A 14074-nucleotide genomic window follows, 5' to 3' on the forward strand; every position below is an offset into this window, starting at 1 on the left:
CTCAAAGAAAAAAGATGCAGGATATTTTTGATCCCCGCATCAAGAATATTTTCTTGGAAAACAAAAAAACTCTTAGAATCAGTGATTCTAAGAGTTTTGATCTTTGATTAAGATTAAGCTTTACCAGCTGAACCGAACCAGTCGATGTGTTCTTCTGCATCTTTAACGATTGCAGCAACACCTGGTGCTAATAATTTACGAGGGTCGAATCCTTTACCTTCTTTATCTTTGCCAGCTTCGATGTATTCACGAGTTGCTTTAGCAAATGATAATTGGAATTCAGTATTTACGTTTACTTTAGAAACACCCATTGAGATTGCTTTTTCGATTTGGTCTTGAGGAATACCAGAACCACCGTGTAATACTAATGGTACATCAGAACCTACTGCATCAGCGATTGCTTGTAAGTGATCAAAAGCAAGGCCTTTCCAGTTTTCAGGGTATTGACCGTGAATGTTACCAATTCCGCAAGCTAGGTAATCAATACCAGTTGCAACCATTTGTTTACATTCTTCGATGTCAGCTAATTCGCCAGAACCGATGATTCCATCTTCTTCTCCGCCGATTGAACCAACTTCACACTCAACAGAAACGCCTTTTGCGTGTGCTTTTTCGACAACTTCTTTAGCCAATTTCAAGTTTTCTTCAAATGGTAAGTGAGAGCCATCAAACATAACAGAAGTGTAACCAACTTCGATACATTCCATTGCTGCATCATAATCACCGTGGTCTAAGTGGATTGCAACTGGAACAGTGATGTTCATTGAATCAACCAAGTTTGTAACGATGTCTTTAGCAACTTTGTATCCGCCCATATATTTGGCAGCACCCATTGAAGTTTGGATTAGAACTGGCGCTTTTTTCGCTTCAGCAGCTTTTAAAATCGCTTGTGTCCATTCTAAGTTGTTTGTGTTGAATCCGCCGACTGCATATCCGCCTTGACGAGCAGCTTTTAAGAATTCAGCTCCTGATACTACTGGCATAAAAAATTCCTCCTAAGTTTTGAAAAACTTTATTTGTTAAGCAATGCTTAACCGACAATGCTATTTTAGCAAAGATTTGCGGTATTTGCTACTAAAAAGAGGAATTTCTCTTTTCAAAAAAAGATTGCACAAATATAAAAATCCAGCATTTTCATCATCTTTTCTGAAAGTCTACGATTCTGTAAGGTTTTGCTCTTCTGTCTGCGGTCGTTAGATAACAAATCGGCATGTGAAAATTCGAGAAAAATTTCACATATTTTTTCGTTATTTTATCATAATCTTCCAGCAAATCCTTTCTTCTTCTCTTTTGAGCATAAGAATAGCCTTGTGAAAGCGGCTATATTATTATGTAAAAAAGGAGGGATAAAATGAAAAAAGCACTTATTGGATTTTTGGCAGTCATCGGAGTTCTTTTCTTGGCAAGCTGTAGCTCGGGGGCCAAGGAAGAAACCAAAACATTCACAATGGATCAAAATGGGGTTTCGATGGAACTGGTCTTCACTTATGAAGGCGATAAAGTAAAAACTCAGACTGCGAACAATGTCATGCCTTATTCAGCGATCGGGGTAACGACTAAAGAAGAAGCACAGACGGTACTTGATCCGATCGCAGAACAGTATCAGCAAGTCAAAGGGTTGGACTATTCCCTCGACTATACAGATAGTGAAGCGACTGAATCCTTGACCATCAATTATGATGAGTTGGATTATGATTCAGCGAAACAATTGCCTGGGGTTAGTTTCGAAGGAAACACTGAAAATGGGATCAGCATGGAACGTACAGAGGAAATGCTCTTAGACCAAGGGTATAAGCTAAAAGAATAATCCTCTCTAGGCACCAGCAAATCAACATGGGTTTCCCGCTGGCGGATTTCATTCAAACTGTTAGCGAAAAAAATAATGCATCAGCCAGAAACTTCCGGTCGTTTTGACGGAAGTTTTTTGTGTGCAGAAACAGATACCTTCTACCAACGCTCTCGCAAGTTTCAACCTTTTACGGATTATTGGGATGGCGCAACTCAAAAAAACTCCCCATCTTGAGATGAGGAGTTTCGCACATTCATTCCTTGGTTTGCCGCTAGCGATTATTATGCTTGGCGGTTGTCTAATGAAGCTCCAACAAAGGCTTTGATCAAGCGTTGTGGGCGAGTTGGACGAGAAATCAATTCTGGGTGGAATTGGCAACCCACGAAGAATTTGTTTTCTGGGATCTCAACGATCTCAACCAAACGATTGTCTGGTGACACACCTGAGAAGACCATCCCGTTTGCTTCAAAGATTTCACGGTATTTGTTGTTGAATTCATAACGATGACGGTGACGTTCTTGAACAACTTCTTCTCCGTCATAAGCTGCAGCTGTTTTGGTGCCTTTCTTCACTTTACATGGGTACAAGCCTAAGCGCAATGTCCCACCTAAGTTTTCGATGTTTTCTTGGTCAGCCATCAAATCAATGATGTTGTTGGCTGTTTCAGGATCTGTTTCTGCGGAATTGGCATTTTCCAAGCCAACGACATTGCGGGCATATTCCACACAAGCCATTTGCATCCCTAGACAAATCCCTAAGAATGGTACATCGTTTTCCCGAGCATATCGGATCGCTTCGATTTTTCCTTCAATCCCGCGATCACCGAATCCACCAGGAACAAGAATACCGTCTACTTCACCTAAGTAAGAATCCACGTTTTCTCGTGTGATTTCTTGGGCTTTGATCCAATCGATCTCGATGTCTGCATCAAAGGCAAAACCAGAATGTTTCAAGGCTTCGACAACTGATAGATAAGCATCTGGCAATTCCACGTATTTTCCGACTAATGCGATGCGTACTTTTTTCTTCAAATTCAGTACCTTTTCTTCCAATGCTTGCCATTCAGTCATGTCAGCAGCTGGTGCAGTCAGTTTCAAATGATCACACACGATTTGATCCATGCCTTGTGCTTGCAGTGCCAATGGGATCGAATAAAGGGTCTCAACGTCACGAGATTCGATCACGGCTTCTGGTGCCACGTCACAGAATTGGGCCAATTTGTTTTTCGTTGATTGTCCTACGGGTTGTTCTGTACGAACGACCAAGATATTTGGTTGAATCCCCAAGCCGCGCAGTTCCTTCACACTGTGTTGGGTCGGTTTGGTTTTCATTTCGCCCGCTGCTTTCAAATAAGGAATCAGCGTGGTGTGGATGTACATCACATTGTCTGAACCTACGTCTGCTTTCATTTGACGCAAAGCTTCTAGAAATGGCAATGATTCAATATCCCCTACTGTACCGCCGACTTCTGTAATGATCACATCTGAATCAGTCATTTTGGCTGCCCGCATGATTTTTTCTTTGATCTCGTTGGTGATATGCGGGATCACTTGAACAGTCGCGCCTAAGTATTCTCCTTTACGCTCTTTCCGCAAAACTTCTGAATAGATTTTTCCAGTTGTTACATTTGAGTATTTGTTCAAATTGATATCGATAAAGCGTTCATAGTGACCTAAGTCTAAGTCGGTCTCTGCTCCATCATCGGTTACGAATACTTCACCATGTTGGTATGGGCTCATCGTTCCTGGATCGACGTTGATGTACGGATCGAATTTTTGAATCGTTACTTTCAAGCCGCGATTTTTCAACAGACGTCCTAATGATGCTGCTACGATCCCTTTACCAATAGAAGAAACCACACCGCCGGTTACAAAAATATATTTTGTCATAAACTGAAAAACTCCTTTAATCTATTTTACAGGAAAAGCATTTAGAAAATAATAAAAGCTCCCTATCCATAAATGAATAGGGAGCGAAAATTCTAAATCACTTTCTGACTCTTGTAAAGAGTGCCCAAACAGAATGATACATTCTCACCTAGCAAATGTCAAGAAAACTTTATCTGATTTTTTCAGAAAGAAAACGAGGTTTCCAGACAAAGCGCTTTACTTATCGATACAGCTGGTTCCTTCTTTTTCTCGACTAAATTCTATGGTTATTCTTTCTTAAACAACCTTCATGTTTTCTGCACAACTTTTTGCAAATTTTTCATTGCTTCTTACGAAATCGTTGAACTCTCTTTGGCATAATACAAAGTGTAGATGAAGTCTGGCGCTTTACTCGTTTTGGTAAAAATGATCGGAACGTATTTCTGGTTATTTTTGGCAAAGACGAGGTGCAGGTTCGATTCCTGCCTTCTACGCTAAGATAATTTTTCTTTTGCAGGATAGAGGCAGCTATCCTGCTATTTTTTTGTTATAAATCGTCACTGTCTTCTGAAAAGCATGTAATTCCCTTCAAAAGCTGATTGTTTTTTTCCGATTCCTTTGAGAAAATAAGCACAACTCAATCGATTAATTTAACGTTTTCTCGATTTTTTTCGATTTTTTTAGTTGAAAGATGTTCACTTTTTTTACTTTCAGTTGTTGTATTGTTAAGGAGGGGGAAAAATGCGTTTGGATGCTTACGAACATTATTTACTGCAGTTAACGAATGACTTGGTTCATTACCTGCAGTCCCTCGGCGCTTCACAACAGGATGCCGAAGATATTGCTCAAGAAGCAGTTGTTAAAATCCTTGAAATCGATTCGGTCTTATCCGCAGAAGCGATTCGTCCGTGGCTGTTTCGTGTGGGGATCAATGGTTACTTTACGTTGTATAAACAAACAAAGCGACGGCGAGAAATCGTCAGGCAGTATTTGCCAGTGACTGCTTCTAGTATCAACTGGCAAGAAACTGATGATGATCTTTATGAGGCACTTCAAGAATTACCCGTTTCTACCTCCACCCTTTTGATCATGAAGTATGCAGAAAATTTGAGCTTAAAAGAAATAAGCTTCTTACTGAATCGCTCGGAAGATAGTATCAAAACAGCATTATATCGAGGAAGAAAACAACTGAAAAAACGAATGGAGGAAAAGAAACATGGCTATTAAAGAGCAAGATTTTAAAAAAATCGTGAAAAAAGCTCGGCTAAAAAACACACGTAGGACAATTGTTATTGCTGTACTGTCTTTGTTCGTATTGATTGGTCTACCAGGGGGGCTTTATTTAAACTATTACAATTATGGTCCTTTTCGAGGAGAAAAAATAGCGGGTGTTCCAGATAATCATCTAGTTCAAGTCGAAAATCAAATGGATCTTTCCAGACTGTTATTTGATTTTGGTTCGCAGCTAAAATTTAATACCCAAGCTCAAGCGATGACGGTTTACTTTGATCACTATCACAAAGGTGAGAAAACAACCCACAAGTTGATTGCTTCCTTAATGACAGATACCAAAAGCAATTATAACGGTTATTTAACGATTGGCATTTCTAAAGGGGAAAAAAAGCTGCTCGTAAACTTATCTTCCAATGGCGGAGCATCAGAAACAACGACAGATCTTACGGAATATCAGTATATTTCTCTTGGAGAAGACAAAGATCTTCCCGGGGGAGCAATCTACCACATTGAAGAAGATCCCCTAGAAATCAAAAAAAATGTTGAGATTCCTTTGATTTATATTGCACAAGGTGGCGACCTAAAATTATATGATATGATGGAAAATAACTTGTCCGAAGAAAATTTAAAAAGCGTTGAAAACGTCTATTACATTTACTTAATAGTAGAATAACGAAAAAAGACCAGTTCAAAATGCCTGAGCTGGTCTTTAGTCTATCACACTGTCGATTAATTCCGACGGTTGTTATTACCAAATAAAATAATCAAACGTAAGAGCTGCAATAAGGTTGCTACGGCAGCTGCGACATACGTCAACGCTGCGGCGAAGAGCACTCTTCTTGCTTGTGGTACTTCATCTTCTGTTAACAAGCCACCATCTGCCAAAATACGGATCGCCCGTTTTGAGGCATCGAACTCGACTGGCAAGGTCACTAATTGGAAAATAAACGCCAATGAGAAAGCCAACAAGCCTAAGTTGATCAGAAACGATCCTCGTAATAGGACCCCAATCAAAATCAATGGGATCGAGATGCTGGTTCCGATATTAGCGATCGGTACGATCGCATGACGCAAACGCAAAGGAAAATAACCTTTGGCATCTTGGACTGCGTGTCCACACTCATGAGCCGCAACACCGATTGCTGCTACCGAAGTTGATTGTGCAGTAGATTGCGATAAACTCAGCATTTTGTTGCCAGAATTGTAATTATCCGTCAAATCACCAGCGATCGCTTGCACACCCACATTATTGATTCCTTGGCTTTGCAAGATGTACTGCGCCGCTTTTGTGCCGGTAATATTATTTTTACTTCTGACTTTGTCATATTTGTTAAAGGTACTTTTGACGTACGCTGACGCTGCTAGTGAAATCACCATACCGATAATTACAAGAATGAAAGTCGGGTCATAAAAAAAGCCGAACCCGTATCCGCCCATACCATACACGATAAAATTCCCCCTTTTAATCTTTGACCTTATTTTACCATTAAAGTGGTGAAAAAATTATGAAGATGACTGGAAGATTTTGTTTTTAACCTTTTTTTACAAATTCTGATTTTAGTTTCATTGCGCCGAAGCCATCGATCTTGCAATCAATGTTGTGGTCGCCTTCGACTAATTTGATGTTTTTCACTTTCGTTCCTTGTTTGATGGCGCCAGATGCGCCTTTGACTTTCAAGTCTTTGATGACCGTTACTGTATCGCCATCGACTAAAATATTGCCGTTGGCATCTTTATATACGGGTGCTTCTTCCATCGCTTGTTGCTCTTGCCATTCGTTTCCGCATTCAGGACAAACAAACAGCCCGCGGTCTTCATAAGCGTATTCAGATTGGCAATTTGGACAGTTAGGAATTTGAGTCATAGTGTTGCTCCTTTGATTGATAATAGTCGTATTGTTCACTATCGAACAATACTAAGCATACAAAAAAAACCACCTTTAATCAATAAGAATTATCGAAGTGATTCTCTACCACAAAACACTAAACGTATACTAAGAAAAAATTGCCGCTGCAACAGCTGACAACTAAGGAGCATTTCTGCATGTGCAAAAACGCCCCTCAATCATGACTTACTCAACTCATTTGCGCCAAAATGGATCAATCTGTCACACAGTCAAATTCTCATCTAAAATCAAGCCTTCAGATACCATAACCGCATCGCCGATCAATTCTAATGCGCCCTGATCAACATCAACTTCTACCGTTAACTCGCCACCTAACACGTGCAGCAAGACATTCGCTGCCGCTTGCTGGTGACGTTTGGTCACGACATACGCAGTGGCACCAGAACCTGTGCCGCACGCATAGGTAAAACCTTCCACCCCTCGTTCATACGTGCGAACGATCAGATCACCCTTGTCATCTTCTTCATAGAAATTGACATTCGCCCCTTTTGGGAAAACCTCCCAATAGCGTATCTCTTTGGCAAGTTCAGCCAGCTGTTCCAACTCAGTTTCTGCCAGACCAGGATAGTGAACCACCGCATGAGGGATTCCTGGATCACCCAATTCCACATAGTCCACGAAAGAAACCATTGGATTCGGGTACGCTTGATCAAATGTAGTCACGGTCGGTGGATTCAAGGTTACTTTGTAGTGTTTTGCCGACAAGCGCCATGCGGGGACATCGCCAGCAACTGTTTCGATGGTCATCTGCTCGCCAGCAATTCCCTTCTCAAAGGCATAACGGGCAATACAGCGAGCGCCGTTGCCGCACATTTCTGCTTCGGTCCCATCAGCATTGTAAAACCGCATCCGAAAATCAGCGGTTCCTGTGGGAAAATCCACTGCCATGACTGCATCCGCGCCAACAGAAAATTTCCGATGGCAAACCTGAGCAGCAAATTGCGACAGTTGTTCATGGGAGAATTTCAATGTGCGGTTATCGATTACGATAAAATCATTTCCTGCACCTTGCATTTTTGTATAAGGAATCGTCATGTTGTCACCTGCTTTTCAAAATTTTACTTGCTGGAAGCTCCCTCTTTTAGAAACGAAGGAACCACTTCATTTTGCAGCATTTGCTCGTAGGACTGTCGTTTAACGGCTAATTCCGCTTGGCCGTTTTCCACAAAGACGACTGCAGGAATCTGTAAATTATTGTAGCTGCTGGCCATCGAATAGCCATAAGCTCCTGTTGCGAACGTAGCAAACAGATCCCCAGTTTCAACGGGCGGTAATGCAAGATCTTTTACTAAGATGTCCGTGCTCTCACAAGCTTTGCCAGAAATGGTGACCTTTTGTGTCGCAGCTTCGGAAGCGCGGTTGGCTAAGATCCCAGTGTAAGTTGCCTGATAAAGACCAGGACGAATATTGTCTGTCATGCCACCGTCAATGCTGGCGTATGTTCTGATTCCTGGCAATGTCTTGATACTGCCGATGGTGTGCAAACTGATACCTGCTTCTGCGACGATACTGCGCCCAGGTTCAATAACGATGGTCGGGCGTTCGCTCTGGTGCTGCGCATAAAAGGCGTCGATTTTTTCCATCACAGGATCTAAAAAGTAGCTGTAGGGTTGGCGAATATCTGCATCTGTGTATCGAACGCCAAAGCCGCCGCCAACATTTAGTTCTTTGATCCAATAATCAAAGCGTTCATGAATGGTTTGGACAAGGGCCAAAGCCGCATCAACTGCCGCTAGATGTGAGCGATTGTCCGACAATTGACTGCCGACATGAAAATGCAGGCCATAGAAATCCAATTCAGGTGCTTGAATCACTTCTTCCACTAACGGAAATAAGATTTCTTCATCTAAAGGAATCCCGAATTTCGAATCTTTTTGTCCGGTCGAGATAAATTGATGGGTGCTGACCGAAACCTCGGGTGTGATGCGCAACAAAATTTTAGCAACGACTTGCTTTTCTTGACATAACGCGCGGATCAAGCCGACTTCTTGAATGCCATCAACGATGATCCGTCCTACGCCATAATCAAGGGCAGCTGCTAATTCTTCAATCGATTTATTATTCCCGTTAAACTCGATGTGTTCTGCTGGAAAATCAGCTTGGATTGCTGTATACAGCTCTCCACCGCTAACCACGTCTAATGAGAGTCCTTCTGACTTGATCACTTGCAGCATTGCTGTGGTGCAGAAAGCTTTAGCGGCATAGGCTGCCCGTGTCTTGCTGTAGCGCGTCAAAAACTGCGCCTGAATCTTTTGGCATTCTTCGCGAATCTCCGAAACGGAATACACGTAAAGGGGGGTTCCGAAGGTTTTTGCCAGCTCAACGGTATCACAACCGTCAATGTATAAGTGATTGTTCTTGATTTCTTTTGCCATCGCTTTACTCCTTGTCTGTTGGCTCGTTCAACGCCTCGATCAAACGAACGTAGCATTCGATGCCTTGCAATAGATTTTTTTCGTCAAAATTCATTTTGCTGCTGTGTAAAGGGTGGACATAGCCTTTTTCTTCATTTCGGGTACCCACAAAGAAAAAGACACCTGGGATCTCCTTTTGGTACATCGAAAAATCCTCTGCCAACATATATGGTGGTGTTTCTCGGTAGCTCTCCCCGACCACTTTTTCCAACACTTCCACCATCTCAGGATCATTGTCCACGACACGATAAAGATGTTCGAATTCGACATCCGCCGTGCAATCATATCCTTTGGCGATTTCTTGTGCGACGGTGGTGATTCTGCGCGTCATCGTTTCATAGACTTCATCTTCAAACGCCCGCATCGTTCCTTTTAAAACGACCTTGCCGGGAATGATATTTTCCGCATCTCCCCCATGGATCTTCCCAAAAGTGATGACCCCAGCAGAAAGCGGGCTGATATTGCGTGAAATGATCGAATGCAATCCTTGAATAATCGCAGCCGCGGCTAAAATGGCATCATGTCCTTGATGAGGCTGGGCACCATGGGCACTCGTGCCGTTGATCGTTAGATTGATCTCGCCGTTACGGGCCATCATCGGACCTTTCCGGCTCGCAATGACTCCTTCGGGAAAGTCTGGGAAGACATGCAGCCCCACGATTTTTTCCACGCCAAAATCTCGTAAGATGCCTTCATCGATCATCAATTGAGCGCCACCGAGGCTTTCCTCGGCTGGTTGGAAAATCAAAACGATCGTTCCACGAATCACTTCAGGATGTGTTGCTAAATATTTAGCAAACCCTAGCATCGTTGCCATATGGCCGTCATGACCGCAGGCATGCATTTTCCCTTCATGTTTGGAAACAAAGGAAACACCTGTCTCTTCTTTGATCGGCAGTGCATCGATATCCGTTCGAAAGGCCAGCGTCTTTCCTGGACGATCGCTGCGAAAGACAGCAATCAAGCCGGTTTCAATCACTGGATAGATTTCTTTGATCCCAAAGGATTGCAACTGACGCAGCAAGTATTCCTTTGTTTTGAACTCAGTTAACCCTAATTCAGGGATTGTATGTAATTCACGACGAAAACGAACCACGTCTTCGGTTAATTCTTTGACTGCTTGCGATACTTGCATGTTAAAACACCTTTCTATTCATTCCTTTTAAAAATATCCATAAAAACCAACGAATATTCAGTTTTTCATTGATATTGTTTAATATTATAGTATATAATTCGAATAATCTATAGTATAAATTGTCGAAATGTTTCGATTTTTATTGAAAAATTTACCCCTCGTTTTGGTACACTTATACGTAGAGTTACGAAAAATAAATTGGTTGAAAGGATGTGTCGTAGTTTGACAATATTCAAAGGTTCTGGCGTTGCGTTGATTACCCCTATGCTTCAAGATGGTTCGGTGGATTTCGATAAGCTGAAGGAGTTAGCGGAGTGGCATGTGCAGCAAGGAACGAATGCAATCATTGCATGCGGTACGACCGGTGAAGCATCCACGTTAGACGATGAAGAACATATCGCGGTGATCGAAGCGGTGGTAAAACAAGTTGCTGGTCGAATCCCCGTCATCGGCGGAACAGGCTCCAACAACACCCAACATGGGATCCATCTTTCAAAAGAAGCACAGCGCGTTGGTGCTGACGCATTATTGGTTGTAACACCCTATTACAACAAAGCGACCAAGAAAAGTTTAGTCGCTCACTATGAAGCAATCTGTCAAAGCGTTGAGCTGCCAGTAATCTTATACTCCGTCAGCTCAAGAACCGGCTTAAATTTAACACCTGAAGCTGTGGCAGAACTGAAAAAAATCCCTAATATCAAAGGCATCAAAGAAGCCAGCGGCGACATTTCGCAAATCGCAGAAATCGCTCGTCTTGCGGATGATGACTTTGCGATCTATTCAGGAAATGACGATCAAGTAACCCCAATTCTAGCTTTAGGTGGCTCTGGCGTGATTTCAACGATCGGCAATATCGCTCCGAAACAAACGGCACAACTCGTTGCTGATTTCTTAAATGGTGATGTAAAAGCCGCCATCAAAGAGCAATTGCGACAAAAACCGTTGATCGATGCGATTTTCAGTGAAGTAAATCCTGTGCCGATCAAAGCAGCGGTCTCCTTGCTAGGCAAATGCGAATTGCATTATCGTTTGCCTTTGGGTGTCCCAGAAGATGCGACCCTCGTTCATTTAGAAGAAGAAATGACCAATTACGGATTGCTGTAAGGAGGAGTTTTTGGTGAAACAGATTTTATTAAGCGGTGCAAACGGTCGCATGGGCAAAGTGTTGCAAAGCCTGATCGCAAAGCACCCTCAGTTAGAAGTGGCCGCCGGCTTGGATCGTACCGAGCAATTAGATGGTCCCTTTCCGATCTATGATCGTCCAGAAAAAATCACGCAGCCGATCGATTTGGTGATTGATTTTTCTCATTATAGCAATGTCCCTGCCTTATTGAACTATTGTGTCGAACAGCAGCTGCCTATCGTGGTTGCTACAACTGGTTTGACGGAAGACACGCAGATGATGCTGCCGTTGGCTGCTAAAGTGATCCCAGTTTTCTATTCTGCCAATATGTCGTTGGGGATCAATGTACTGATCAAAGCACTACAAAGTATCACCCCCGCATTAGAAGCTGACTTTGACATTGAGATCATCGAAAAGCATCATAATCAAAAACTCGATGCACCAAGTGGTACAGCTTTGCTGTTGGCAGATAGTATCAATGACAGCTGCGAAACGAAAAAAGAGTATCTCTACGGGCGTGAAGGCAGTGATCTAGTAAATGACCGCAAGCAGATGGGCATCCATGCCGTTCGCGGTGGAACGATTCCTGGAGAACACATTGTCATCTACGCTGGGCAGGATGAAATCATTGAATTAAAACACACAGCGCTCTCCCGCGAAATCTTCGCCAATGGTGCGCTAAAAGCAGCGGAATTTTTAGCCAACCAACCAGCTGGTTTTTATTCCATGCAAAATCTAATCGACAAGTAAAGGTGGTCTCTCATGACAGAATTACAATTTTCCGATCCTTATCAATTAGCAAAATACATCAAAGAAGCAAATAAACAAACACCTGTAAAAGTCTATATCAATGGAGATCTTAGTAACGTCCAAGCAGATGGCATCCAATTGTTTGGTAACGGCACTTTCTATTTCGTGGTTGGTGACAGTCAAAAAGTGGCTGAGTTTTTAACCGCGCATCAAGACAAAATCACCGATCACTATCTGGAAAATGATCGCCGCAACTCAGCAATCCCTTTATTGGACTTGACGAAAGTCGATGCCCGTATCGAACCAGGTGCCTTTATCCGTGACCAAGCCATCATTGAAAAAAATGCCGTTATCATGATGGGGGCCGTGATCAACATTGGTGCCGTCGTTGGTGAAGAAACCATGATCGACATGGGTGCGATTTTAGGCGCCCGAGCAACCGTTGGGAAAAAAGCCCATATTGGCGCTGGTGCTGTCTTGGCTGGCGTTCTTGAGCCACCTTCAGCAAGCCCAGTCATCATTGAAGACAATGTTTTGATCGGTGCAAATGCCGTCGTCCTTGAAGGCGTCCGTGTCGGCGAAGGTGCAGTCGTCGCTGCCGGTTCTGTGGTAACGGAAGATGTCCCTGCTGGAGCAGTCGTTGCTGGCTCACCAGCCAAAGTCATCAAAATGAAAGACGAGAAAACGAAAAGCAAAACCGAATTTTTAGACGATCTACGGGGCTAAACCGCGCTTTTCTCAAAAATAAACAAAAAAACGCAGTGCGGGTTCAGTGATGAGCCTGCGCTGCGTTTTGTCTAAAAAAGGGCGTGCCGAAAGCTTTTGGCACGCCCTTTTTCTATTGGTAAATGTTCTTGTAAAAGTGTTTATTCTGCTTGAAATTCTTTGATCGCTGCTTGGATCTCTTGATAGATTAGGGCAACTTCTTCAAGGTCTTTTGCGTTTGCTCCACTGGCAAGGGGATGTCCGCCGCCATGATGGCGTTTGGCGATCTCATTGATCACTGGACCTTTCGAACGCATCCGCACCCGATAATAGCCTTCTGGTTGTTCGACAAAGATCGCCCAAGCCATCACTTCGTCGATTTTCCCTGGTAAGGAAACGACTGCTGAGGTTTCCGAATCCACTACGCCAAAACGCTGCTGCAATTCTTGTGATAGGATCACTTTGCCAGCACCAATCTCATCGATCTCGATGTTTTCGTAGACATACCCTGAAAGGCGAGCAACACTGCGAGAGACTTGATCCAATTGCCGATTGATCTTCGGTGCATCAAAACCGTAATCCAATAGTTCAGCCGCTAAGCGCAGCGTTGTCGCTGTCGTTGCCGGATATAAAAACCGTCCAGTATCACCAACGATGCCCGCATACAGCAGACGAGCCGCTTCTTGTGTCATCGTCAGCTCGTTTTGAAACATTTGCCAAAACGAAACGATCATCTCACTACAGCTGCTGGCTTTCGTATTGACCCAGACCAGCTCTCCGTAAGGTTCATCATTAGGGTGATGATCGATTTTGATCAATTTCGCCCCTTGATCATAGCGTTGGTCACTGACCCGTGGTGCATTGGCCGTATCTGTAACGATCACTAGTGCCCCTTTATACAAATCATCAGGGATCGTCTGCATCAGCGCCAAGTAATCCAATCCTTCAACGGGTCCGCCGACTTGATAGATTTCTTTTTTTGGAAAACTAGCTCGTAAAATTTCTGCCAACCCTACTTGTGATCCTAATGCATCTGGATCAGGGCGTTGGTGCCGATGGATAATGATTCGGTCGAATGCTTTGATTGTTGCAAGTATTTCTTCTTGTACCTTCATGAATGGTCTCAACTTTCTCTCTAAAATTTTTCCATA

The 14074-nt window shown here is 43.0% G+C and carries 14 protein-coding genes; 6 read left to right on the forward strand and 8 right to left on the reverse strand.

Annotated elements, in window-relative coordinates; all coding sequences use genetic code 11:
- Nucleotides 1-113: 113 nt before the first annotated feature.
- The gene (locus IGK61_RS14715) at nucleotides 114-983 is read right to left on the reverse strand and encodes a class II fructose-bisphosphate aldolase (protein WP_005228297.1); all 870 of its coding nucleotides are present in this window, start codon (nucleotides 981-983) and stop codon (nucleotides 114-116) included.
- A gap of 368 nt (nucleotides 984-1351) precedes the next feature.
- Between IGK61_RS14715 and IGK61_RS14720 the strand changes: the two genes are divergently transcribed.
- Nucleotides 1352-1807, forward strand: coding sequence for a YehR family lipoprotein (locus tag IGK61_RS14720; protein WP_005233973.1), 456 nt, complete (start codon nucleotides 1352-1354; stop codon nucleotides 1805-1807).
- Nucleotides 1808-2070: 263 nt separating this feature from the next.
- Here IGK61_RS14720 and IGK61_RS14725 read toward each other — a convergent pair whose 3' ends face one another.
- Nucleotides 2071-3678: a CTP synthase gene (locus tag IGK61_RS14725; protein ID WP_005228290.1), complete on the reverse strand. Its 1608-nt coding sequence runs from the start codon at nucleotides 3676-3678 to the stop codon at nucleotides 2071-2073.
- 720 nt (nucleotides 3679-4398) lie between these two features.
- Between IGK61_RS14725 and IGK61_RS14730 the strand changes: the two genes are divergently transcribed.
- Nucleotides 4399-4884, forward strand: coding sequence for an RNA polymerase sigma factor (locus IGK61_RS14730; protein WP_074536817.1), 486 nt, complete (start codon nucleotides 4399-4401; stop codon nucleotides 4882-4884).
- Complete coding sequence (locus IGK61_RS14735) at nucleotides 4874-5563, forward strand: hypothetical protein (RefSeq protein ID WP_074536816.1); 690 nt, start codon at nucleotides 4874-4876, stop codon at nucleotides 5561-5563. The genes IGK61_RS14730 and IGK61_RS14735 overlap by 11 nt, the downstream gene beginning before the upstream one ends.
- A 56-nt stretch (nucleotides 5564-5619) precedes the next feature.
- Here the strand turns inward: IGK61_RS14735 and IGK61_RS14740 are convergent, their stop codons facing one another.
- The 5 genes from IGK61_RS14740 to IGK61_RS14760 all read right to left on the reverse strand — a co-directional run bounded on the left by IGK61_RS14740 (nucleotide 5620) and on the right by IGK61_RS14760 (nucleotide 10345).
- A complete protein-coding gene (locus tag IGK61_RS14740) occupies nucleotides 5620-6327 on the reverse strand; it encodes a zinc metallopeptidase (protein ID WP_005228270.1) in 708 nt (235 codons plus the stop codon).
- 94 nt (nucleotides 6328-6421) lie between these two features.
- Nucleotides 6422-6754, reverse strand: coding sequence for a zinc ribbon domain-containing protein YjdM (locus IGK61_RS14745; protein ID WP_010749972.1), 333 nt, complete (start codon nucleotides 6752-6754; stop codon nucleotides 6422-6424).
- Between the two features lie 243 nt (nucleotides 6755-6997).
- Complete coding sequence (gene dapF / locus IGK61_RS14750) at nucleotides 6998-7831, reverse strand: diaminopimelate epimerase (protein WP_005228261.1); 834 nt, start codon at nucleotides 7829-7831, stop codon at nucleotides 6998-7000.
- 23 nt (nucleotides 7832-7854) lie between these two features.
- Nucleotides 7855-9171 (reverse strand): diaminopimelate decarboxylase, encoded by a 1317-nt coding sequence (gene lysA, locus IGK61_RS14755; RefSeq protein WP_005228260.1) that lies wholly within the window; start codon nucleotides 9169-9171, stop codon nucleotides 7855-7857.
- Nucleotides 9172-9175: 4 nt separating this feature from the next.
- Nucleotides 9176-10345 (reverse strand): M20 metallopeptidase family protein, encoded by a 1170-nt coding sequence (locus tag IGK61_RS14760; RefSeq protein ID WP_074536815.1) that lies wholly within the window; start codon nucleotides 10343-10345, stop codon nucleotides 9176-9178.
- A 222-nt stretch (nucleotides 10346-10567) separates the two neighbouring features.
- Here IGK61_RS14760 and dapA point away from each other — a divergent pair, with 222 nt between their 5' ends.
- The 3 genes from dapA to dapD are packed head-to-tail and all read left to right on the forward strand — an operon-like array spanning nucleotide 10568 to nucleotide 12944.
- Nucleotides 10568-11449 carry a 4-hydroxy-tetrahydrodipicolinate synthase gene (gene dapA, locus IGK61_RS14765; protein WP_008380503.1) on the forward strand — a complete coding sequence of 294 codons (882 nt, stop codon included), beginning with the start codon at nucleotides 10568-10570 and terminating at the stop codon, nucleotides 11447-11449.
- A 13-nt stretch (nucleotides 11450-11462) separates the two neighbouring features.
- Nucleotides 11463-12218, forward strand: coding sequence for a 4-hydroxy-tetrahydrodipicolinate reductase (dapB, locus tag IGK61_RS14770; protein WP_015510324.1), 756 nt, complete (start codon nucleotides 11463-11465; stop codon nucleotides 12216-12218).
- 12 nt (nucleotides 12219-12230) lie between these two features.
- Nucleotides 12231-12944: a 2,3,4,5-tetrahydropyridine-2,6-dicarboxylate N-acetyltransferase gene (dapD, locus tag IGK61_RS14775; RefSeq protein WP_005228253.1), complete on the forward strand. Its 714-nt coding sequence runs from the start codon at nucleotides 12231-12233 to the stop codon at nucleotides 12942-12944.
- A gap of 140 nt (nucleotides 12945-13084) precedes the next feature.
- On the opposite strand, the gene IGK61_RS14780 is transcribed toward dapD, so the two are convergent.
- Nucleotides 13085-14038, reverse strand: a complete 954-nt coding sequence (locus IGK61_RS14780) for a DHH family phosphoesterase (protein ID WP_074536814.1) — start codon at nucleotides 14036-14038, stop codon at nucleotides 13085-13087.
- Nucleotides 14039-14074: the final 36 nt, after the last annotated feature.

Origin of the sequence: Enterococcus sp. AZ063 (assembly GCF_051715045.1) — a bacterium.
Taxonomy (GTDB): Bacteria; Bacillota; Bacilli; order Lactobacillales; family Enterococcaceae; genus Enterococcus_D; species Enterococcus_D casseliflavus.